Source organism: Streptomyces sp. NPDC058685 (assembly GCF_042714725.1).
Classification (GTDB): Bacteria; Actinomycetota; Actinomycetes; order Streptomycetales; family Streptomycetaceae; genus Streptomyces.
Genome location: NZ_JBHXSL010000001.1, coordinates 150,736 through 172,064, shown reverse-complemented (window position 1 = coordinate 172,064; position 21,329 = coordinate 150,736). Strand labels below are relative to the sequence as shown.

General features: G+C 72.0%; 13 protein-coding genes and 1 pseudogene. 2 read left to right on the top strand and 12 right to left on the bottom strand.

Annotated features, from left to right (window positions below; all coding sequences use genetic code 11):
* Nucleotides 1–65 precede the first annotated feature (65 nt).
* The 8 genes from ACFWU3_RS00855 to ACFWU3_RS00820 form a co-directional block, all read right to left on the bottom strand.
* Nucleotides 66–1,682, bottom strand: coding sequence for a succinic semialdehyde dehydrogenase (locus ACFWU3_RS00855; RefSeq protein WP_384429141.1), 1,617 nt, complete (start codon nucleotides 1,680–1,682; stop codon nucleotides 66–68).
* Between the two features lie 104 nt (nucleotides 1,683–1,786).
* Nucleotides 1,787–3,529 (bottom strand): serine/threonine-protein kinase, encoded by a 1,743-nt coding sequence (locus tag ACFWU3_RS00850; protein WP_384429138.1) that lies wholly within the window; start codon nucleotides 3,527–3,529, stop codon nucleotides 1,787–1,789.
* Nucleotides 3,526–3,693: a hypothetical protein gene (locus ACFWU3_RS00845; protein WP_384429135.1), complete on the bottom strand. Its 168-nt coding sequence runs from the start codon at nucleotides 3,691–3,693 to the stop codon at nucleotides 3,526–3,528. The genes ACFWU3_RS00850 and ACFWU3_RS00845 overlap by 4 nt, the downstream gene beginning before the upstream one ends.
* Nucleotides 3,694–3,858: 165 nt before the next feature.
* Nucleotides 3,859–5,499, bottom strand: coding sequence for a serine/threonine-protein kinase (locus ACFWU3_RS00840; RefSeq protein WP_384429132.1), 1,641 nt, complete (start codon nucleotides 5,497–5,499; stop codon nucleotides 3,859–3,861).
* A gap of 28 nt (nucleotides 5,500–5,527) precedes the next feature.
* Entirely contained in the window at nucleotides 5,528–7,195 is a 1,668-nt protein-coding gene (locus tag ACFWU3_RS00835) for a serine/threonine-protein kinase (RefSeq protein WP_384429129.1), read from the bottom strand.
* Between the two features lie 123 nt (nucleotides 7,196–7,318).
* Nucleotides 7,319–10,264, bottom strand: coding sequence for a protein kinase (locus ACFWU3_RS00830; RefSeq protein ID WP_384429126.1), 2,946 nt, complete (start codon nucleotides 10,262–10,264; stop codon nucleotides 7,319–7,321).
* Nucleotides 10,265–10,402: 138 nt separating this feature from the next.
* Entirely contained in the window at nucleotides 10,403–12,751 is a 2,349-nt protein-coding gene (locus tag ACFWU3_RS00825; RefSeq protein WP_384429123.1) for a serine/threonine-protein kinase, read from the bottom strand.
* Nucleotides 12,752–13,530: 779 nt separating this feature from the next.
* Nucleotides 13,531–15,237 carry a glycerol-3-phosphate dehydrogenase/oxidase gene (locus ACFWU3_RS00820; protein WP_384429120.1) on the bottom strand — a complete coding sequence of 569 codons (1,707 nt, stop codon included), beginning with the start codon at nucleotides 15,235–15,237 and terminating at the stop codon, nucleotides 13,531–13,533.
* Nucleotides 15,238–15,467: 230 nt separating this feature from the next.
* Between ACFWU3_RS00820 and ACFWU3_RS00815 the strand changes: the two genes are divergently transcribed.
* The gene (locus ACFWU3_RS00815) at nucleotides 15,468–16,709 is read left to right on the top strand and encodes a nucleotide sugar dehydrogenase (RefSeq protein ID WP_384429117.1); all 1,242 of its coding nucleotides are present in this window, start codon (nucleotides 15,468–15,470) and stop codon (nucleotides 16,707–16,709) included.
* A gap of 96 nt (nucleotides 16,710–16,805) precedes the next feature.
* On the top strand, nucleotides 16,806–17,294 hold the full coding sequence (locus ACFWU3_RS00810; protein WP_384429114.1) for a hypothetical protein: 489 nt from the start codon (nucleotides 16,806–16,808) through the stop codon (nucleotides 17,292–17,294).
* 121 nt (nucleotides 17,295–17,415) lie between these two features.
* Here the strand turns inward: ACFWU3_RS00810 and ACFWU3_RS00805 are convergent, their stop codons facing one another.
* The 4 genes and pseudogenes from ACFWU3_RS00805 to ACFWU3_RS00790 form a co-directional block, all read right to left on the bottom strand.
* Complete coding sequence (locus ACFWU3_RS00805) at nucleotides 17,416–18,540, bottom strand: GuaB3 family IMP dehydrogenase-related protein (RefSeq protein ID WP_313944631.1); 1,125 nt, start codon at nucleotides 18,538–18,540, stop codon at nucleotides 17,416–17,418.
* A 102-nt stretch (nucleotides 18,541–18,642) separates the two neighbouring features.
* Nucleotides 18,643–20,145 (bottom strand): IMP dehydrogenase, encoded by a 1,503-nt coding sequence (gene guaB, locus ACFWU3_RS00800; protein WP_384429111.1) that lies wholly within the window; start codon nucleotides 20,143–20,145, stop codon nucleotides 18,643–18,645.
* Between the two features lie 127 nt (nucleotides 20,146–20,272).
* Nucleotides 20,273–20,860: a sigma-70 family RNA polymerase sigma factor gene (locus ACFWU3_RS00795; protein WP_383233942.1), complete on the bottom strand. Its 588-nt coding sequence runs from the start codon at nucleotides 20,858–20,860 to the stop codon at nucleotides 20,273–20,275.
* Nucleotides 20,861–21,187: 327 nt separating this feature from the next.
* Nucleotides 21,188–21,328 (bottom strand): annotated as a pseudogene (locus ACFWU3_RS00790) (hypothetical protein); the annotation flags it as partial.
* Nucleotide 21,329 lies beyond the last annotated feature (1 nt).

Here is a 21,329-nt window from a genome sequence, read left to right as displayed (position 1 = left end):
TCCTCGGTACGAAACGGTGCTGACTGCTCGGTTCGGGCCGGCACTGCGGGCGCCGGCGTTGCGGGCTAGCGCAGGCGCAGGGCCTTCATCGCCTTGAGGGAGCGGCTCATGAACGCCGCGTACTTCTCGTCGTCCATCCCGAACGACGGTGCGAGCGGGATGAGTCGCTGCTGCGCGACGGTCTGGGCCTCGGTGTACTTGAGGATTCCCTCGGAGCCGTGCCGCCGGCTCAGACCGGAGTCCTTCATGCCGCCCATCGGGGACTGCACACTGCCGTACGCCGGTGCGTAGCCCTCGTTGATGTTGACCGTGCCGGTGCGCAGCTTCGCGGCGACGGCGTGGCCGCGCCTGCCGTCACGCGTCCAGACGCTCGAATTCAGTCCGTACGGCGTGGCGTTGGCGAGCGCGACGGCCTCGTCCTCGTCCGTGAAGCGGTAGACGGAGACGACCGGGCCGAAGGTCTCCTCGGTGCACACGGCCATGGGCGACTCGACGCCGTCGAGAATGGTCGGCTCGTAGAACAGCGGGCCGATGTCGGGGCGGGCGACGCCGCCGGCGACGAGCGTGGCGCCCTTGGCCACCGCCTCGTCGACATGGCGGGTGACGGTCTCCAGCTGGCGTTCGCCGACGAGCGAGCCCATGTCGGCGCCGTACGCCAGCGAACTGCCCAGGCGCATCGCCTTGGTCCGGGCGGCGAACCGCTCCAGGAAGGCGTCGGCCACCGACTCGTGGACGTACAGCCGCTCGATGGAGATGCACAGCTGGCCGGCCGACGAGAAGCAGGCGCGGATCGCTCCGGCGGCGGCCTTCTCGATGTCCGCGTCGTGGAGCACCAGCATGGCGTTCTTGCCGCCGAGTTCGAGGGAGACCCCGATGAGGCGGGCGGCCGCGCCCTGGGCGACCTCTCGGCCGGTGCGCGTGGAGCCGGTGAAGGAGACGTAGTCGGCGTGCTTGACGACCTCCGGGCCGACGACCGGTCCCTCGCCGATGACGACCTGGAAGACCTCAGCCGGCAGTCCGGCCTCGATCAGCAGGTCGCGGGCCCACAGGGCGGTCAGCGCGGTTTCGGTGTCGGGCTTCATCACGACGGCGTTGCCGGACACGAACGCGGGCAGCGCGTCGCCGACGGACAGTTCGAGCGGGTAGTTCCAGGGCGCGATCTGGCCCACGACACCGCGCGGCTGGCGCAGTTCGGTGGCCTTGGTGAGGACGGGGACCACACCGGTGTGCCGCTTCGGCTTCAGATACGCGGCGGCCCTGCGGCCGTAGTGGCGGGCGGCGACGGCGACGGCCTGGACCTCTTCATGCGCGTGGAGCCGGGCCTTGCCGGTCTCCAGCTGGATGAGGTCGAGGACTTCGGCCTGCCGCTCCAGGACCAGGTCGTGGAAGCGCAGGAGCACGGCGGCGCGGGTGCGGACCGGGGTCGCGGCCCAGACGGGCTGGGCGACACGGGCCCGCGCGAAGGCCTCGGCCACGTCCTCGGGAGTGGACTCGGGCAGGTCCGCCAGCTTCTGTCCGGTGAAGGGCGTGTGGTTGGCGGTGCGGCCGGAGCCGACGACGCCACGGGTGAGCTGCGCGACCACCTCGGGAGTGACCACGTCGGCGGCGGTGCGCGCGTTCGCCGGCGCGGCCGCGGTCGGGTTGGTGCCGAGGGTGGCGGCGGGGGCCTTCGAGTCCGTCATGGGGGCGAGAGTATGCCGCAATCAGAGCTTTGGGTACCCGTCGGTAACAGCTTTTCCACACCCCCACATCATCGCGCCAGCGATCGCTGGCACATAAGCCCTGATCAGGGACTGGTCTCGGCTTTGCCGAGCTTCAGACGGTCCCGGACACCACGGAAGAGATCCTGGCCCTCCGCCTCCTCCTTGCCGCCCTTCGGCATCTCGACGAGCACCGAGTAGCGCTCCTGGGCGGCGGTGACCACGTAGAACGCCAGCCGGTGGACGGGCCGTGCGGTGTCGCCCTCCTGCGCGTAGTACGTCACGTCCAGCACGGCCGCGTCGGTGCCGTGGTGATTGGCGGGGACGACGGTGCCGCGCGCCTGGGACGCGGTGACCCGTCCGCCCTGCTCACCCCCGTCCATCAGCCGCCGCAGATCGCGCTGCGCCCACTCGACCGGGCCGGACGCGGACGGGTCCCTGTCGGCGCGCGCGAGCCGTAACCAGACCGGGTTGCCGCGCTCGGCGAAGGTGATCTCCCGGTCGGCCGCGAGTGACGCCTCGGAAGGGACGGCCTCACGCCGGTACGACCGGGGGACGGAGATCTCCGCGTCGAGCCGTGATTCGAAGTGGGGGCGCCACCGCCAGGCGTCCGGGGTGGCCATCTGCGGCTGTGAGGAGGGTCCGGGGGTGCCGTTCCCGTGTGCGCCGGGGGTGCCGGAGTTGTCGGTGCCGCCGGACGCGACGGCGGCGACGCCCCAGACGGCCGCTCCGACGGCGACCGTGGCCGCCGCGGCCAGGGCGAGGGCCCGGCGGGGGCGGCGGAGACCGGAGGGGGTGGCCGTGGAGGTGGGCCTGGGGTCCGATCCCGAATCGGGTGGTCCTGAGCGCTCGGGCCCGGAGTCCGGTGACCCGGGCTCCGGGGATGCGGATGCGCGCGACCCGGGCGCGGGATCGGCGGCGTCGGCAGCGGGGGGACGCGGCTCGTGCTCGTGCCGAGCAGGAGATCGCGGTTCCGCTGAGCCCTCCGCTCCCGGCAGCGGGGAGACGCGGCCCTCCGCGACCGCCGCCAGTTCCCGCTCGACCTCCTGCGCGGACGGCCGGTGCGAGGGCTCCTTCGCCAGCAGCTTCACGATCAGATCGCCCAGCGGCCCGGCCTGGACCGGCTCGGGCGGTGCCGCCTGGAGGATCGCCGCCAGGGTGGACTCCAGCGTCGTACGCCGGAACGGGGACCACCCCTCGACCGCCGCGTACAGCAGCACGCCCAGCGACCACAGGTCCGACTCGGGCCCGGCCGGGACGCCCTGCATCCGCTCCGGCGCGATCGATTCGAGCGAGCCGACGAACTCGCCGCTGACCGTCAGCGGCTCCTCGCCCTGGACGCGCGCGATGCCGAAGTCCGTGAGCACCACCCGGCCGTGCGGTCCGAGCAGGACGTTCGCGGGCTTCACATCGCGGTGGACGATCCCCTTCGCGTGCGCGGCGTCGAGGGCGCCCAGGACGGCGAGCCCGATCCGGGCGGTCTCCCGCGGTGTCAGCGCTCCCCGCTTGAGCAGGGCGTGGAGGGATTCGCCGCGGACCAACTCCATGACGATCCAGGGGAGTCCGCCGTCCGTCACGACGTCGTGGACGGAGACGGCCGACGGGTGCTCCACCTGCGCGGCCGCCCGCGCCTCGCGCTGAAGCCGCCGGCAGAGCCGCTGGTGGACGGGGTCGGCGGGGTCGCCGGGCAGCCGCGGCTCCTTCACCGCGCAGTCCCGCCCGACGACTTCGTCCCGGGCCAGCCAGACGGTGCCCATGCCCCCGGAGCCGATGCGTTCGACGAGCCGGTAGCGGCCGCCGATCAGACGGCCGTCGCCCTCGGCGCTCACAGGCCCTGGATCCTCGGATGCCCGGTGACCCGGTCGAGGAGCATCCCGCACTCCCGGGCCGCCCAGCCCTCCGCCGGGCCGGAGATCCGCGGCCGCCGGGCGGCGTCCGGCGACCTGAGGCCGTGGCTGATCGGCTCGTTCGACCGTCCCCCGTTGTTGGTCATGCACACATCCTCACCAAACCCGGTGGTGGATGCCACAGGCACAGGGGACCGGATGCAGACCCGTGACAGTGACCACCCTGTCTCTCCGCACCCGCCCTGTCTCTCCGCACCCGGCCGGACGAGGGGCGGCCGGCCGGGCGACGGGCGGTCAGCCGGGCAGGGCGATCAGCCGGGCGGTGTGAAGGAGTCGAGCGCGGTGTCGAAGTGCCGGCGCGCCTCGTCCAGCCGCCCCACGGGCGCGGAGACCCACACGTCGTACATCCTGCCGTTCTCCTCCCAGCAGACGTCGATCGTGTGCCGGTCGCCCTCGGCGCGCGAGAAGCCGTTCCAGGTGAACTCCCAGAGCGCGGCGGTCAGTCCGTTGTGCGTGGTCGGGGTGACCTTGCCGTCGCGATAGCCGGGGTTGGTGTGCGGCCCGTCCGCGTCCGAGCGGCGCATCGATCCGAGCGGGCCGTCCGGGACCGGCCGCTGTACGCGGATGCCGATCCTGACGGCCTGGTCCGCGTCCATGTAGTACACGCGCTTGTCGTCCTCGGAACGCGAGAAGCCCTCGGGTACCGCGATCGCGAACCCGTCCGGGTCCACGACGGCGAGGTAACCCGCGGGCGCGGAAGGCTTTTCGGCCGCCGGGGCCGGAGCCGGGGAGCTCGTCACCGTCACGGTGGGCGCGGGGTCGGCGACGGGAGACCGCGCGGTACGCACCGGTGGCGTGCTGTCCGAAGCCGCTGGCCCGGGCGCGGCCGTGCCCTTGCCGTCGTCCTGCATCAGCACCGCCGTCGCCCCGCCCGCCCCGGCGAGTGCGGCGACCAGCGCGGCGGCGACCAGCAGCGGCGCACGGCGCCGGGCACGGCCCGCGGGTGCCGGTACGGACACCGGCGCGGGCGCCGCCGTGACCGACTCCGTCGGCGTGGGCGCCCGGGGCGCGGGCCGGACCACGGCGCTGGTCGGCGCGCTGTGCACGTCGCGGGCCGGCAGACTGCCCTTCGCGACGTACGTACGCAGCAGTTCCTCCGCCTCCGTGGCGCCGAGCCGCAGCGCCGGATCGCGCTCCAGCAGCCCGAGGACGAGCGGACGCAGCGGCTCGGCCCGGGCGGGCAAAACGATCTCGGCCTCGACGACCGCGTGCAGGATGCCGCCCAACGAGTCCCGGCGGAACGGCGATTCACCGCCGAGCGCGGCACACAACAGCACCCCGAACGACCACAGGTCCGACGCGGGACCGGCGGTGGCGCCCTGCATCCGCTCGGGTGCGGTGTACTCGGGCGATCCGACGAACGACCCCGCCTCCGTGATCGTCGTGGAGCCGGTGAGCTGGGCGATGCCGAAGTCGGTGAGCACGACCCGCCCGGTCGCTTCTTCGAGCAGGACGTTCGCGGGCTTCAGATCCCGGTGCAGCACGCCCAGTTCGTGTGCGGCACGCAGTGCCCCGAGCAGCGCCAGTCCGATGCGGGCGGTCTCGGCGACACCCACCGGGCCGCGGCGCGCGATCCGTTCGGCGAGCGAGCCGCCGTCGACCAGCTCCATGACGATGTACGGAAGCCCGTCGTCGACGACCACGTCGTGCACGACGACGACATGCGGGTGCTTGACCCGTGCGACGGCCCGCGCCTCGCGCAGGGGCGCCGCCGTGGAGGTGTACGGCGAGGCGCCGCGGCCCCCGGGAGAGTCCTCCGGATGCAGCTCCTTCACCGCGACCCGGCGGCCGAGCAGCTCGTCGTCCGCGCACCACACGGTGCCCATGCCCCCGCGCCCCAGCCGGCCGAGGAGCCGGTAGCGGCCCGCGATCAGCCGCGTCTGCTCGGACACCCGAATCCCCCTCGTTCGGCGTCGTCGGTCATGCCGGCGGCCGCCAGCCCCGCAGCATGATGTCGAACTGCTCACGGGTGGTCGCCCAGTCCTCGGCCGGCCCCGACATGTAGAGCGCGTACTCGCTGCCGTCGTCCTCGTAGTAGATCTGGTCGATGGCCCGCCGGTCCCCCGGGTGGCTCTTCCGCTCGGTCCAGGTGAACTCCCACAGTGCGGAGTTGGTGTGGTCCCGGAAGGTGTTGGGCGCGAGCTTGACCCGCTTGTACGCGGGCAGCCTCGCGAGCGTCTTCTCCAGGCTCAGCATGTGCATGTACGGGTTCTCGAAGTCCGGCGAGTCGTCACTGCTGATCCGGATGCGGTGTCTGCCGTTGTCCGGCGTGTAGTCGATCTGGTCGCCGTCCGCCTGGCGCTTCCAGCCCTTCGGCACGAGCAGGCTGAAGCCCTCCGGGTCGTCGACACGGTGCCAGCCGGGCGGCACGGACGCGGAGGTGTCGGGAGTGTTCTGGGTTCCCGTACCGCCCTCGCCGTCGTCCCCCGCGTATTTCATGGCCGCGAGCCCCGCGCCGACGCCGACGACGGCCGACAGCACGACGACGATCACCGCCCGGCGCAGCCGGCCCGCGCGGCGCTTCGGGGCGGGCGGCGGGGCGGGTGAGGAGGACGGCGTCAGGACGGGGTTCGGCCGGTACGGCGTCGGGGCCGGTGAGTTGACGGGACCCCCTGGCCCCTGACCGTGGCGCTGGTCCTGCCCGTGTCCGCGGCCGTGTTCGTGACGCTGTTCGCTGCGCGTCACCCGCTGCGTGGGGACCTGGTGCGGGGCCACGGTCCGCGTCGGGTCCGCCAGCGCCGCCTGGAGCATCCGCTCGGCCTCGGCGGCCGAGGGGCGGTCCGCGGGATTCTTGCGCAGCAGCGACATGATCACGGGGGTGAGCAGGCCCGCGTGCTCGGGGTGGCGCGGCTCGTCGCCGACGACGGCCTGCATGGTCGACAGCGGTGTCGAACGCCGGAACGGCGACTCGCCCTCCACCGCCGTGTAGAGCGTGGCGCCCAGCGACCAGAGGTCGGAGGCGGGACCGGGATCGGCGCCGCGCACCCGCTCGGGGGCCAGATAGTCGATGGAGCCGACGATCTCGCCGGTCCTGGTGATCGTCGAGTCGCCCTCGATCGCCGCGATCCCGAAGTCGGTGATGAGCGCACGTCCCCCGGTACGGTCCTCGCCGTGCGCGGTGCCCTGCCGGTCGAGCAGGATGTTCGCGGGCTTGATGTCACGGTGGAGCACCCCGACCGCGTGCGCGGCGCCGAGCGCGCGCAGCACGTGCAGTCCGACCCGGGCGGCCTCCAGCGACGGGATGCGCCCGGTCTCCTTGGCCGCGTCGGCGAGCGACGGCCCGTCGACGTACTGCATGACGATCCAGGGGCGCGCGTCGTGGTCGAGAACGTCGTGGACGGTGACCACGCCGGGATGGCTGATCCGGGCAGCGGCCCGGGCCTCCTTCTGGGTACGCGCGTGCAGCACGATCCGGTCGGCCTCGGAGGCATAGCGCCCCGCCGTCAGCTCCTTGACCGCGACGACCCGGTGCAGCACCTCGTCGTGTGCGCGCCAGACCTTGCCCATGCCACCGCTGCCGATGCACTCGCCCAGCCGGTAACGCCCGGCCAGCAGCAGTCCCGCGCCCGTCTCTTGAGAATTCTCCACGTCCCCCGCCCCGTTCCTTGGGATCACAGGTTACGGAAGGGAATTACGGGCGCGGTACCTCGGATGCCTCAAGTGACCGCACTGTGATGCCCGTCGGCACCTTCCCGCGGTCCGGGCGGGGGGTCAGCCGGTCGCCCGATATGCCTCGACGGCCTGGCTGTACGCCTCCGTCACCTTGTCCCGCTGGTCCTCCGGACCGATCACCTGCACCACGTGGTACCGGCCGCCGACGATCATGGCGAGGTTGCGTACGTAGACCTCACGGCCGCTGCTGTCCTGCCAGGTGAACTGCCCCTCGGCCATGGCCTGTCGGCCGACGTCGATCCGGCGCAGCCCGGTCGCCGCCGCCCAGGAGGAGTCACGGAACGGCTGGAGTTCACGCTCCTTGTCCCGCTGGTAGACGAGCGGGTCGTCGCCGTTCGCCTGGACGCTGTCCCGGCCGGGGACCACGATCAGGGTGAAGTCCCCGTCGCTGTAACGGACCTGGCCGCTGTCGTTGATGGGCCTGCGCTGCCAGGACGTGTCGACCGCGACCCGAAAGCCCTCGGGATCGCTGCGCAGCGCATAGCCGGCCGGGAGGTTCCCGGCGGGCGCGGACGTCTGGGGCTGCTGCGAACCGGGGGTGCCGGAAGCCTTCGGCGGCGGAGGGGTACCGGCTTCGGTACGGCCCGGACCGGGCGCGGAGGCCGTGGGCGCCGGGCTCTGCGTGCCCTGGGCGCCCTCCTGCTGCGTACCGGACCTGGGCATGAACATCATGGCGTAGGCGATCGCCGCGACCAGGAGCACCAGGATCAGGAGCAGCAGGATGCGGCCGAGGGAGCGCGGACCGCGGCGTTCCCGCCGCGACTTCTTGTGACGGTGGCGGCCGTGGACGACCTCGGTGGAACCGGTCCGCCGCTTGCGCACCAGCTCGCCCCGGCGGCGTACGACGGGCAGTCGGCTGCCGTCCACGACGCTCGACGGGACCGCCACGACGTCCATCCCGGCCTCGGGCTCGGGAGCCGAGCGCACGAGGGACCTCAGCCAGCCCCGCAGCTCCTCGAAGTCGGGGCGCTCCGTGGGGTCCTGGCGCAGCAACGACTCGACCACGGGGCGCAGCGGCCCGCACTCCTCGGCGAACGCGGGCGGCTCGGCGCACACGAGCTGCACCAGCTCGTGGGCGCTCTCCTCCGGGTAGGGCGCATGGCCCTGGACCGAGCGGTAGAGCAGGGCGCCGAGCGCCCACAGGTCGGTGGCGGGCCCCACGGGGGCGGCCAGTTGCCAGTTCTCGTGGACGGGCCCGGCCTGCTCGGGCGCCCAGCGCTCGGTCACCGCTCCGACGACGGCGATCCGCGCCTGCCGGGCGCGCTCGGCGGCGAGCGGAGTGGACGGCCCCTGGTACGCGGGGGGTTCGGAGCCGGCCACGACCTCGTCCCAGCCGCCGGCGTTCCGGGCCGCGGGGACAGGCCGGCGCTGCGAGTCGGCGCGCAGGGCCTCGCGTCCGGCACCGCCGCGGTCCCAGCTCCCGGTGGGCGGGGCCGGAACCGGCGTCGGTGCTCCACCGGAGCGGGTGCGGGGCAGGGCGGGGCGGTACGGGTCCGGGGTGCCGGAACGGGGTGCGGGCAGTGCCGGCCGGTCACGGTAGGGGTCGCCGGAGCCGCCGCGCCCGGCGCCCGGATCAGGGCGGTGCGAACCGCCGGGGAGGGCCTGGCGCACACCGTAGGGGTCGACGCCGTACGGGTCGTTGTCGCGCCCAGGATGCCCGGCCGGTCCGCCACCGCCCGCGGACAGGGGGGCAGGGCCGTCCTGCCCCGGGAGTGGGCCGTCGTGCCAGGTTCCGGCGAGACGGGGGCGAGCGGGTCCGCCGGCGCCGTAGTCGTCGTCGAACTCGTCGTCGTCCGCATCGTCTTCGTCGGCGTCGGCGTCGGCCGCGTGGTACTCGGCCGGTGCGATACGCCGCTCTCCGGGCTTGGCTGCCCACCAGTCCGGGTCGTTGCCCGTCTGTACGGGGCGGTCGCCCTGGCGCAGGTCCTCGCTGACCCGGGCGGCGGCGCGGGCGCCCGCGCGGTACGCGGCGATCGCACCCGCTCGGGCGGCCCTGATGTCGGGGACGCCGGTGCCGGAACCGGCACCGGTGGGACCGGGAGCAGCGGGGTCGGGAGCAGTGGGGCCGGAGCCGACTCCTGTGCCGGTGCCCTGCGCGGGGGGATGGTAGGGATAGAGATCGGGGGCCAGATAGGGGTCGGGGGTGGCGTAGGGATCGGCCGAGTGCGGCGACTCCAGCGCGGCCTGCCCCGGCGAACCCTCGCCGGCTTCGCCGTAGGCGTAGCCCTCGTCACGGGCACCCTCGACGTGCGGGTGGTCGTCGTGGCCTTCGTGCCCGTCGTGACCTTCGTGCCCGTCGTGGCCGAACTCGCCTTCGTCCAGCTCCCCGTCCTGGAGATGCCGGTCGTCGAAATCGTCGTCCTCGGGGTCGTGATCAAGGTCGACCGGCGCGGGCACGGGCGCGTATCCGCACAGTGCCTCCTCCGCGGCCCCGGTGGCGAGCCCCGTCAGAACGACCCGTCCGTCGTCGCAGACCAGGACCGTACGCGCGGTGATGTTCCGGTGCGTCCAGCCGTGGGCGTGCAGGACGCGCAGGGCGGTCAGCACGTCGGAGGCGACTTCGGCCGCACGGTAGGGCGTGAGGGGCTTCTCGGCGAGAAGCGCGGCCAGCGGCCTGGCGGCGACGCGTTCGCTGACTATCCACAGCGAGCCGTCCTCGGCGAAGACGTCGAAGACCTGGTCGAGCCGCGGATGATCGGGAATCCGGGCGGCCGCCTGCGCGGCGTCCATGGCCCGGCGCACGGCCGGGTCCGCGGGCCGCCGCGTCGAACGTCCCTGCGCCCTCCCCGGCACCGCACTCCCGGCCAGGCCCTCCATGTCGACGAACTCGGCCTCGACGATCTCCGGCAACGGCACCTGCCGTACCAGGACTTCCTGTCCGCTGTAGGTGTCGAACGCGAGGGTCTCGGCCAGTTCGTACGCGTCGGACGGAGGCAGGGGAAGCCGATAGCGGTCGGCGAGTACCCGTCCCGCGTAGTCGTCCACGACGCCTCCCCACAAGCGCGCTGTCCGCCGACCCGTCCCGGAGGCCGCAGCAAAACGTCAAAGCACGTCAATTCCGGTCGTTCAGCGGCCCCTTGCGGCTGCGTACCGTCCGCGAGCTCTCACGATACGTGTCCTTGGTCAGTCCTTGGGCTTGAATGTGGCGAACGCCGTTTTGCGCAGCGTGACGCACTCCGCCTTGTCCCACTCACTGGCCTTGCAGCTGATCATGATCGAGTAGCCGCGGGCGGCGTCCACCTTGAAGCCCCTGTTGAGGACTCGTACCCGCATTCCGCCCTGAGTGCGCTCGAACTCCCAGTCGGCCGCCGTCGGATAGCCGTTGTACTCGACCGGCTTGATCCCCCGGTGCTTGTAACCGTCGCTGCTGAGACTGACGGCGACCTGCGCGGCCCGCCAGGCAGCGGCGGCGTCGTCCTTGGGGTTCGCGCCGAAGTCGACCTGGACGCGCGGGAACGCGCCGCTCGTCCGGTTGTATATCGCGCCGGAGTTGGAGCCCGCTATGTCGGTGACCTTGAAGCCCTTGGGCATCGCCATGGTGAAGTGGAACTGGTCGTTCGACACCATCGCGTACCCCGCCGGCAGTCCGCCGCCGGCGGCGTCACCGGCCCCGGGCTTCTCGGGCGTCTGCTCGTCGCCGGAGCCGCCGTCGTCGCCCTTGCCGGAGTCCTTGCCGGAGTCCTCTTCGTCGCCGTTCTTGCCCTTGTCGTCGCCGGTGTCCGTGCCGGTGTCGGTGCCCGTCCCCGCGGAGGCCGCCCCCGGCGTGGCCGACGGGTCGTTCTTGACCTTGCCCTCGTTGCCCTGATCGCCGTCGCCCAGGGTCAGGTACAGCACCGTGGCCAGGATGGCGAGCACGACGACCACCGCGCCGATCACCAGCGTCCGGCGGGGCACCACATCGGTGAGCGGCGCCCGCGGCGGTGTGGGCCGGGGGGAAGACGTCTGCTGCGAGGCCGACTGCTTCGGCCGGGCTTCCGGCGTCGCGGCCGCCGCTGCGGCGTTCCGCACGGACCTGAGCGCGCCGCGCACCCGCTCGGCGGCCGGATCCTTCGGCTTCGCCGTGGGCGGCGGGGGCACGGGCGGCAACGACAGGGCGCGGGTGGCGTCCTGCGGCGGCTCGGGCACGACCGGCGCCTCGGGGAGCTCGGGTGTGTTCAGCACCTTGGTCAGCAGCGCACGTGCGCCGGCGTCGTCCAGCCGCTGCGCCGGATCCTTGGCGAGCAGGCCGTAGATGACCTCTTCCAGCGGGCCCGCGTTCTTCGGCGGGTCGAGCGGCTCGGTCATGACCGCGGTCAGGGTCGCGATCGCGGAGCCCTTGTCGTACGGCGGGCTGCCTTCGACGCTCGCGTACAGCAGACCGCCGAGCGACCACAGGTCGGCGGCGGGCCCGGGCTTGTGGCCACGGGCGCGCTCCGGCGAGATGTACGAGGGGGCGCCGACGAGCATGCCGGTGGAGGTGATCGAGGGGTCGCCCTCGACCTGCGCGATGCCGAAGTCGGTGAGGACGACGCGCCCGTCCTCGGAGATCAGCACGTTGGACGGCTTCACGTCACGGTGCAGGATGCCCTCGCGGTGCGCTGACCGCAGGACGTCGAGGATGGCGAGCCCGACCTCGGCCGCCCGGCGCGGCGTCAGGGTCCCGTCCTCACGCACCGCTTCGGCGAGGGACTTGCCCTCCACGAGCTCCATCACGATCCACGGACGGTCGTCCTCGTCCACGACGTCGTAGACGGTCACGGCGCTGTTGTTGCGGATACGGGCGATGGCCTTGGCCTCGCGCAGCGTCCGGGTGATGAGGCGGCGCTTCTCCTCGTCGTCGATGCTGGTCGGGAAGCGCAGTTCCTTCACGGCGACGGTACGGCCGAGGGTCTCGTCGACAGCCCGCCAGACCGTGCCCATACCGCCGCGGCCGAGCACACCGCCGAGCCGGTAACGCCCGGCCAGCAGACGCCCTTCGGAGTCCCGCCCGGACCCCTGGCGGGGCACCTTCGTCTCGGCGGAGCTCTGGGACGCGGAGGACGCGGGCTTCGCGTCGGCCCTGACGCCGGAGGGGGCATCGGTCTTGGCCGCGCCGGAGTTGGCCGGGGCTTTCGCCTCGCGCCCCGCATCGGCGGCGACTTCGGACTTGGCCCACGACGGCACGGTCTCCCGGGCCTTGGCACGCGAGGGAGCCGCGTCCTGAGCAGCGGCCGCCGCCCCGATCACGGCCTCGTCCTCGTCCTCGGCAGGGGCCCCGGTGCCTGCTGCGGCCCCGGACCTGGCACCGGTCCCGGACTCGGTCTTGTTCCTGGTCTCAGCCCCGGGCTCAGCCTTGGCCTTGGCCTTGGCCGTGATTCCGGTCCGGGGGTCGGTCCGCGGATCGGCGGAGGCGTCGGCGCCCGCGACCGCCGCCGGTCCGGACGGTACGTCAGTCTTCTTCGCCGCCCCGGAAACCGGCGTCGCCTCGGCCACCTCGTCCTCGGCTACGGGCACGCCGTCAACCGGCGCGCCGGTACCGGGAACAGCATCGGCCGGCTCCTCAGCACGCGGGCCGGCATCAACCACATCCGCAGCACTGGGCACAGCGTCAACCGGAGCCTCAACACGCGGCTCGGCATCAACCACATCCGCAGCACCAGGGGCAGCATCGGCCGGCTCCTCGGCGCGAGCCACAGCGTCAGCCGCACCCGCGGCGACAGCACCGTCCTCAGGCTTCGCGTCGGCCGGACCCGCGTCCGCCGCCGCACCCGACGACACTCCGGCCGCCGCCCCGCCCGCGGGGTCCGCTCCGGAATCCCCCGGCCGGCTCCCCTTCGCGTCCGGCCGGCTCCCCGGCTTGGCGTCCGACTTCGCGGCAGGCTTCGCGCCCGACCTCGCGCCCGTCCTCGCTCCACCCTTGACGCCCGGCTTCGCGGTGCCCGATCCCCGCTCGTCCGGCACCGTCGCCTCGGGCTCCTCGGCCTTGTCCCGCTGGGGCTTCCGCGACTGCTCCGCCTCCGACATGCGTCCCCTCTGCGATCCCTGGTATTCGCCCGCGCCTGCCGCTCCCGCGCGATGCGGTAACACGCCTTGGCAGAGCCATCATTGTCCCTCACTCCGGGACCGGCGTGTCTCCCGGGTCCACCGTCCGTCTGAACGGGTCCGGAAGATCGGGACCACCCCACCCTGCCACTACTCGGGACCCCACCCACCCCGGCACTGGTCGCGGCCCTGCTCGGCCGTCGGCGGGACCTGCCCGACCGCCGACGGCACCTCCCCGGCCACTGCAAGGATCAGAGGGGCACGATGTCGGGTGCCCCCAACCGCGCGGCGTCCGCCGTCAGATCGTCCGGCTGCCGCTGCGACTCACGCTCCGCCTCCACCCGCTTCTCGTAGTGCTCGACCTCCTTCTCGATCTGTTCCTTGTCCCAGCCCAGCACCGGTGCCATCAACTCGGCACACTCGCGTGCACTGCGGGTACCCCGGTCGAAGGTCTCTATCGAGATCCGGGTGCGCCGGGTCAGCACGTCGTCCAGGTGCCGGGCGCCTTCGTTCGAGGCCGCGTACACGATCTCGGCCCGCAGATAGTCGTCCGCGGCGGCGAGCGGCTCGCCGAGCGTCGGATCGTCGGAGATGAGCGCGAGCACTTCCTCGGTCAACGTGCCGTACCGGTTGAGGAGATGCTCCACCCGCACCACGTGCAGGCCCGTACGCGCGGCCATCCGCGCGCGGGCGTTCCACAGCGCTGTGTATCCCTCGGCGCCGACCAGCGGCACGTTCTCCGTGACACATGCGGCGACCCGCTGATCGAGACCGTGCACCGCCTCGTCCACCGCGTCCTTCGCCATGACGCGGTACGTCGTGTACTTCCCGCCCGCGACGACGACGAGCCCGGGGACCGGATGCGCCACCGTGTGCTCGCGGGAGAGCTTGCTCGTCGCGTCGGACTCACCGGCCAGCAGCGGGCGGAGCCCCGCGTACACGCCTTCGACGTCGTCCCGGGTGAGCGGGACGGCCAGCACGGAGTTCACGTGCTCCAGGAGATAGTCGATGTCCGCGCTGGACGCGGCGGGGTGCGCCTTGTCCAGGTCCCATTCGGTGTCCGTGGTTCCGACGATCCAGTGCCGGCCCCAGGGAATGACGAACAGCACCGACTTCTCGGTCTGCAGGATCAGGCCGGTCGTGGAGTGGATCCGGTCCTTGGGCACGACGAGATGGATGCCCTTGGAGGCGCGCACATGGAACATGCCGCGCTCGCCGATCATCGCCTGGGTGTCGTCCGTCCACACACCGGTCGCGTTCACGACCTGCTTGGCGCGGATCTCGTACTCCCCGCCGCCCTCGACGTCCTCCACCCGCGCTCCGACGACACGCTCGCCCTCACGGAGAAACCCGATGACCCTGGCACGGCTGGCGACGTGGGCGCCGTACCGCGCGGCCGTGCGGACGAGGGTCATCACATAGCGGGCGTCGTCCATCTGCGCGTCGTAGTACTGGATGGCCCCGATGAGGGCGTTCTTCTTCAGGCAGGGGGCGACCCTCAGGGCGTGCCGCCGGGTCAGATGGCGGTGTGTGGGGAGCCCTCGCCCGTGTCCGGACGAGACGGACATGGCGTCGTACAGCGCGACGCCCGATCCGGCGTACAGGCGCTCCCAGCCCTTGTGCTGAAGGGGGTACAGAAACGGCACCGGCTTCACCAGGTGCGGCGCCAGGCGCTCCAGGAGCAGGCCGCGCTCCTTCAGCGCCTCACGGACGAGCGCGAAGTCCAGCATCTCCAGATAGCGCAGTCCGCCGTGGATGAGCTTGCTGGACCGGCTCGACGTGCCCGACGCCCAGTCGCGCGCCTCCACCAGACCGGTGGACAGTCCTCTCGTCACGGCGTCCAGGGCTGTGCCGGCGCCCACGACGCCACCACCCACCACCAGTACGTCCAGCTCCCGCTCGGCCATGCCGGCGAGTGCCAGAGTGCGCTCCTCGGGTCCCAGTGTCGCTGTCCTCACTGCGTGCCTCCCGTCGCCCCCGTGTCCCCCTGCGGTCGGGTCCACACCGTCGATTCTGTCCGCAGTCGCCGACTTCAGCCACCGACTGTGGATAACACTCGGGCAGCCACGAGCGCGCAATACCGCATAACGGTCATATTTACGCCTAGTCTGACATTGCGCCCGCCCGTTCTGCCCACAGGGCTTGCGCCCCCGCTCCCCTCCGGTTAAAGGGAAGGACGGCCAACGCCATGCCCGCAGATCTCGCTGTCATCGGACTCGGTCACTTCGGCCTGCCCCTCGCCCAGGCCGCCGTCGGTGCCGGCATCGAGACGATCGGCTATGACACCGACCCGCGGCATCTCACCGAACCGGCGGGAGGCTGCTCCCCCGCCGACGTCCGCCGGATGCTCTCCGCCGGGTTCAGGACGGTGACGGACCCGGCCGAGCTCGGCCGGGTTCGCACCGCCGCACTCTGTGTACCCACGCCGCTCGGTCCGGACGGCAATCTGGACCTCACCGCCCTCGGCGAGGCCGCCCGCACGCTCGCGGCACGTATGCGCCCGCACACCACCGTGGTACTGGAATCCTCCGTCCAGCCCGGCACGACCGAGAGCTTCCTGCGCCCCCTCCTCGAAGAGGGCTCCGGACTGCGGGCGGGCCGCGACTTCCACCTCGCCTACTCCCCCGGCCGCGTCGACCCCGGCAACCGCACCCACGGCTACGCCAACACCCCCAAGGTCATCGGTGGCCTCACCCCCGCCTGCACCGAGTCGGCCGCCGCCTTCTACGGCCGCCTCACGGACAAGGTGGTCCGGGCCCGCGGCACGCGCGAGGCGGAGACGGTGAAGGTGCTGGAGACGAACTTCCGGCACGTCAACATCGCCCTCGTCAACGAGATGGCGGTCCTCTGCAACGACCTCGGCGTCGACCTCTGGGACGTCATCCGCTGCGCCGAGACGAAGCCCTTCGGCTTCCAGGCCTTCCGCCCCGGCCCCGGCGTCGGCGGCCACGGTGTCCCGCTGGACCCCAGCTGCCTCCCGCTGAACGGCCGCACCCCCGGGCCTCCCCTGCGCATGGTCGGCCTCGCCCAGGAGATCAACACCCGGATGCCCCAGTACGTCATCCAGCGGTGCGCCACCCTGCTGAACGAGCACGGAAAATCGGCCCGCGGCGCGCGTGTTCTGCTCCTCGGCATCACCTACAAGCCCGATCTGGCCGATCTGGAGAGCTCCCCGTCCACCGAGATCGCCCGCCGCCTGATGGATCTGGGCGCCTCCGTCAGCTACCACGACCCCTACATCCCGGACTGGCGCGTCCACGACCAGCCCGTCCCGCGTGCGGACTCGCTCTACGAGGCGGCCGCCAACGCGGACCTGACCGTGCTGCTCCAGCACCACCGCACGTACGACCTCCAGGGCCTCGCCGTGAAGGCGCAGCTCCTGCTCGACACCCGGGGCGCCACCCCGGCGGGCGCGGCCCACCGGCTCTGAGGACATAACCCGTCCGCGTCTGTCGTAGCGGGCTGCTACTGTCCGGAACTCGTCGCACGCTCGTACGACGATCTGCATCCCTTGGGGGGGACCCACATGAGCCAGCCCGTTCCGCCACCGTCCGGCAATCCCTTCGCCGACCAGGGCGTTCCCTTCGCGCCGGCCCCGCCGCCGGCCCCCGTCCGTGACAACGTCGCCCTCGGTCTGGTGACCGCTGTCGTCGTCGCCCTCGTCGCGGGCGGGATCTACGGCGGTATCGCCGGAGCCATCGAGCGGGAGATCGGCTGGGCCGCGATCGGCGTCGGCTTCATCACCGGCTTCGCCGCGGGCAAGGTGGGCGGGCGCAACCCCCTGCTCCCCGTCGTCAGCGTCGTCTGCTCGCTGGTGGCCGTGTACCTGGGTCAGCTGCTCGCCATCGCGGTGATCATGGCGGACCTGACGGGCGCGTCGGTGACCGAGGTCCTGTTCGACAACTTCTCCCAGGTGATGGACCTCTGGAACGAGAGCAAGGACGTCATGACCTTCCTCTTCTTCGGTCTGGCCGGATTCGCGGCCTTCTCCGGCGCGAAGAAGTCCGCGGAGTGACCTCCGCCCACCTCGGCTCCCGCCGGAGCTGATCCGTGCACGCGGAAGGGGCCCGCACCACCCGGTGCGGGCCCCTTGCCGTACGTATCGTCCGCACCCGTCCGGTGCGGAGCGGCCGGCCTCAGCGCTTGTGCTGGGAGTCCGCCACCGTGACCTCGACGCGCTGGAACTCCTTGAGCTCGCTGTAGCCCGTCGTCGCCATGGCGCGGCGCAGCGCACCGAAGAAGTTCATGGAACCGTCCGGGATGTGCGAGGGCCCCGTCAGGACCTCCTCCGTCGTCCCGACGATGCCCAGGTCCACCAGCTTGCCGCGCGGGACGTCCTCGTGGACCGCCTCCATGCCCCAGTGGTGTCCCCGGCCGGGCGCGTCCGTCGCGCGGGCGAGCGGCGAACCGATCATCACCGCGTCCGCGCCGCACGCGATCGCCTTCGGCAGGTCTCCGGACCAGCCCACACCGCCGTCGGCGATGACGTGGACATAGCGACCGCCGGACTCGTCCATGTAGTCACGACGGGCCGCGGCCACGTCGGCCACCGCGGTGGCCATCGGGACCTGGATGCCGAGCACGTTGCGCGTGGTGTGCGCGGCGCCGCCGCCGAAGCCGACCAGGACACCGGCCGCGCCCGTACGCATCAGGTGCAGCGCCGCCGTGTAGGTGGCGCAGCCGCCGACGATGACCGGGACGTCCAGCTCGTAGATGAACTGCTTCAGGTTCAGCGGCTCGGCAGCACCGGAGACGTGCTCGGCGGAGACCGTCGTGCCGCGGATGACGAAGATGTCGACGCCCGCGTCCACCACGGCCTTGGAGAACTGCGCGGTGCGCTGCGGCGAGAGCGCGGCGGCCGTCACGACGCCCGAGTCGCGGACCTCCTTGATGCGCTGCCCGATCAGCTCTTCCTTGATCGGCGCGGCGTAGATCTCCTGCAGACGGTTGGTCGCGGCGTCGGTCGGCAGCTCGGCGATCTCGTCGAGCAGCGGCTGCGGGTCCTCGTACCGCGTCCACAGGCCCTCGAGGTTCAGGACACCGAGGCCGCCCATCTCACCGATGCGGATCGCGGTCTGCGGGGAGACGACGGAGTCCATGGGAGCGGCCAGGAAGGGCAGCTCGAAGCGGTAGGCGTCGATCTGCCAGGCGATCGAGACCTCCTTCGGGTCCCGCGTGCGCCGGCTCGGTACGACGGCGATGTCATCGAACGCGTACGCCCGGCGGCCGCGCTTGCCGCGCCCGATCTCGATCTCAGTCACGTGTGTGGCCTTTCCCTCTACGTCTGCGCCTACCAGTATCCCCGACACATACGTGAGGGGCGGTCCCGGCAAGCTCCGGGACCGCCCCTCACGACGTGCGGACTACTTCCTGCTGTAGTTCGGCGCCTCGACCGTCATCTGGATGTCGTGCGGGTGGCTCTCCTTGAGACCCGCCGAGGTGATGCGCACGAACCGGCCGTTCGCCTGGAGCTCCGGGACCGTCCGGCCGCCGACGTAGAACATCGACTGCCGCAGACCACCGGTCAGTTGGTGCACGACCGCGGAGAGCGGACCCCGGTAGGGCACCTGGCCCTCGATGCCCTCGGGAACCAGCTTCTCGTCGGAGGCGACGCCCTCCTGGAAGTAGCGGTCCTTGGAGAAGGACCGCTGCTCGCCGCGGGACTGCATCGCACCGAGCGAACCCATGCCGCGGTAGGACTTGAACTGCTTGCCGTTGATGAAGAGCAGCTCGCCCGGAGACTCCTCGCAGCCCGCGAGCAGCGAGCCCAGCATGACCGTGTCGGCGCCCGCGACCAGCGCCTTCGCGATGTCGCCGGAGTACTGGAGGCCACCGTCGCCGATGACCGGGACACCGGCCTCCTTGGCGGCCAGCGAGGCCTCGTAGATCGCCGTGACCTGGGGAACGCCGATGCCGGCGACGACCCGGGTCGTACAGATGGAGCCGGGGCCCACGCCGACCTTGATGCCGTCGACACCGGCGTCGATCAGCGCCTGGGCGCCGTCACGCGTGGCGATGTTGCCGCCGATGACATCCACGCCCCCCGCGTTCGACTTGATCTTGGCGACCATGTCGCCGACCAGCCGGGAGTGGCCGTGTGCGGTGTCGACGACGATGAAGTCGACGCCCGCCTCGATCAGCGCCTGGGCGCGCTCGAAGGCGTCGCCCGCGACACCGACGGCCGCGCCGACGAGCAGCCGGCCGTCCTTGTCCTTGGCGGCCATCGGGTACTTCTCGGCCTTGACGAAGTCCTTGACCGTGATCAGGCCCTTGAGCACACCGGCGTCGTCGACCAGCGGAAGCTTCTCGATCTTGTGGCGGCGCAGCAGCTCCATGGCGTCGACACCCGAGATCCCGACCTTGCCCGTGACCAGCGGCATCGGGGTCATGACCTCGCGCACCTGGCGGCTGCGGTCCGACTCGAAGGCCATGTCACGGTTGGTGACGATGCCGAGCAGCTTGCCGCCGCGGTCGGTCACCGGCACACCGCTGATGCGGAACTTCGCGCACAGCCGGTCGGCCTCGCCGAGCGTCGCGTCCGGGTTCACCGTGATCGGGTCGGTGACCATGCCGGACTCGGAGCGCTTGACCAGGTCGACCTGGTTGGCCTGGTCGGCGATGGAGAGATTGCGGTGCAGCACGCCGGCGCCGCCCTGGCGGGCCATCGCGATGGCCATGCGCGCCTCGGTGACCTTGTCCATCGCCGCGGACAGCAGCGGGATGTTCACCCGTACGTTCTTCGAGATGTACGAGGAGGTGTCGATCTGGTCGGGCGCCATGTCCGACGAGCCCGGCAGCAGCAGCACATCGTCGTAGGTCAGCCCGAGTGTCGCGAATTTCTCGGGCACTCCGTCGACGTTGGTCATGACACCTTCCCCAAATGGCCTTGATCGGTGCGGATGTCCATGCTAACGGGCTCTGAACCCGTCTCATTCCACGATCAAGATCGGCCGGCAGCTTTGGTTGTTCGTACGTACAGGAAGACCGTACGACTCACTGCTCGGCCAGCGCACGCAGCCTGCTCAGAGCCCGGTGCTGGGCGACTCGCACCGCGCCGGGTGACATACCCAGCATCTGTCCCGTCTCCTCCGCGGTCAGACCGACCGCGACCCGCAGCACCAGCAGCTCGCGCTGGTTCTCCGGGAGGTTGGCGAGGAGCTTCTTGGCCCATTCGGCGTCGTCGCTGAGCAGCGCGCGTTCCTCGGGGCCGAGGGAGTCGTCCGGGCGCTCGGGCATCTCGTCGGACGGTACGGCCGTCGATCCCGGGTGGCGCATGGCCGCCCGCTGCAGATCGGCGACCTTGTGGGTGGCGATGGCGAAGACGAAGGCCTCGAAGGGCCGCCCGGTGTCCTTGTACCGCGGCAGTGCCATCAGCACCGCGACACAGACCTCCTGGGCGAGGTCTTCCACGAAGTGACGCGCGTCTCCCGGCAGCCGGCTGAGCCGGGTGCGGCAGTAACGCAGCGCGAGGGGGTGAACGTGCGCGAGGAGATCGTGCGTGGCCTGCTCGTCCCCGTCGACGGCACGGTGAACCAGGGAACCGATGGCCCCCTGAGCGGTCACCGCCTCGTCGTCACGCATCGGTCCATGGTGCCTCGGCGCCTGAGCATCCGTGGCACTGCGTCCAATGTTGTGCACCGAAGCGTTATGAGCAGGTGCGCCGGAACTCATCGCCTGCGCCCTCCCCTTCCGCTCGACAGACTCGTTCCCAAGGAACTCCACATCTCAAGGATGCGGCATCGGACGGGAAACGAATGCCCGCGTCCGTCCGATTCCCCGCCCGCCGTACGGCGGGCGGGGTCCGTCGCGCCCCGGGGGCGACCCGTCCGCCGGGCCGAAGGGAGTGTCCGCGCAGTGTCGTCGTCCGCCCGCAGGGCGGGGTTCGCGGCGTCCGATGCGTGCGATCGCCGGGCGCCGGTGCGCCCTCGTAGCGGAGCTACTCGTGGCCGCCCACAGCTCGGCCTCGCGCAGCAGGGACTCGCTCCGCCGGTTGCCCTGCTTGGTCTTGGCCTGGGAGGTGTACGTGCCGCGGTGCAGCTCCAGGTACAGC

Coding starts and splice junctions, on each gene's coding strand:
- ACFWU3_RS00815 (WP_384429117.1), top strand. CDS start 15,468: ATGCCCGCAGATCTCGCTGTCATCGGACTCGGTCACTTCGGCCTGCCC.
- ACFWU3_RS00795 (WP_383233942.1), bottom strand. CDS start 20,860: ATGCGTGACGACGAGGCGGTGACCGCTCAGGGGGCCATCGGTTCCCTG.
- guaB (WP_384429111.1), bottom strand. CDS start 20,145: ATGACCAACGTCGACGGAGTGCCCGAGAAATTCGCGACACTCGGGCTG.
- ACFWU3_RS00810 (WP_384429114.1), top strand. CDS start 16,806: ATGAGCCAGCCCGTTCCGCCACCGTCCGGCAATCCCTTCGCCGACCAG.
- ACFWU3_RS00855 (WP_384429141.1), bottom strand. CDS start 1,682: ATGACGGACTCGAAGGCCCCCGCCGCCACCCTCGGCACCAACCCGACC.
- ACFWU3_RS00845 (WP_384429135.1), bottom strand. CDS start 3,693: ATGACCAACAACGGGGGACGGTCGAACGAGCCGATCAGCCACGGCCTC.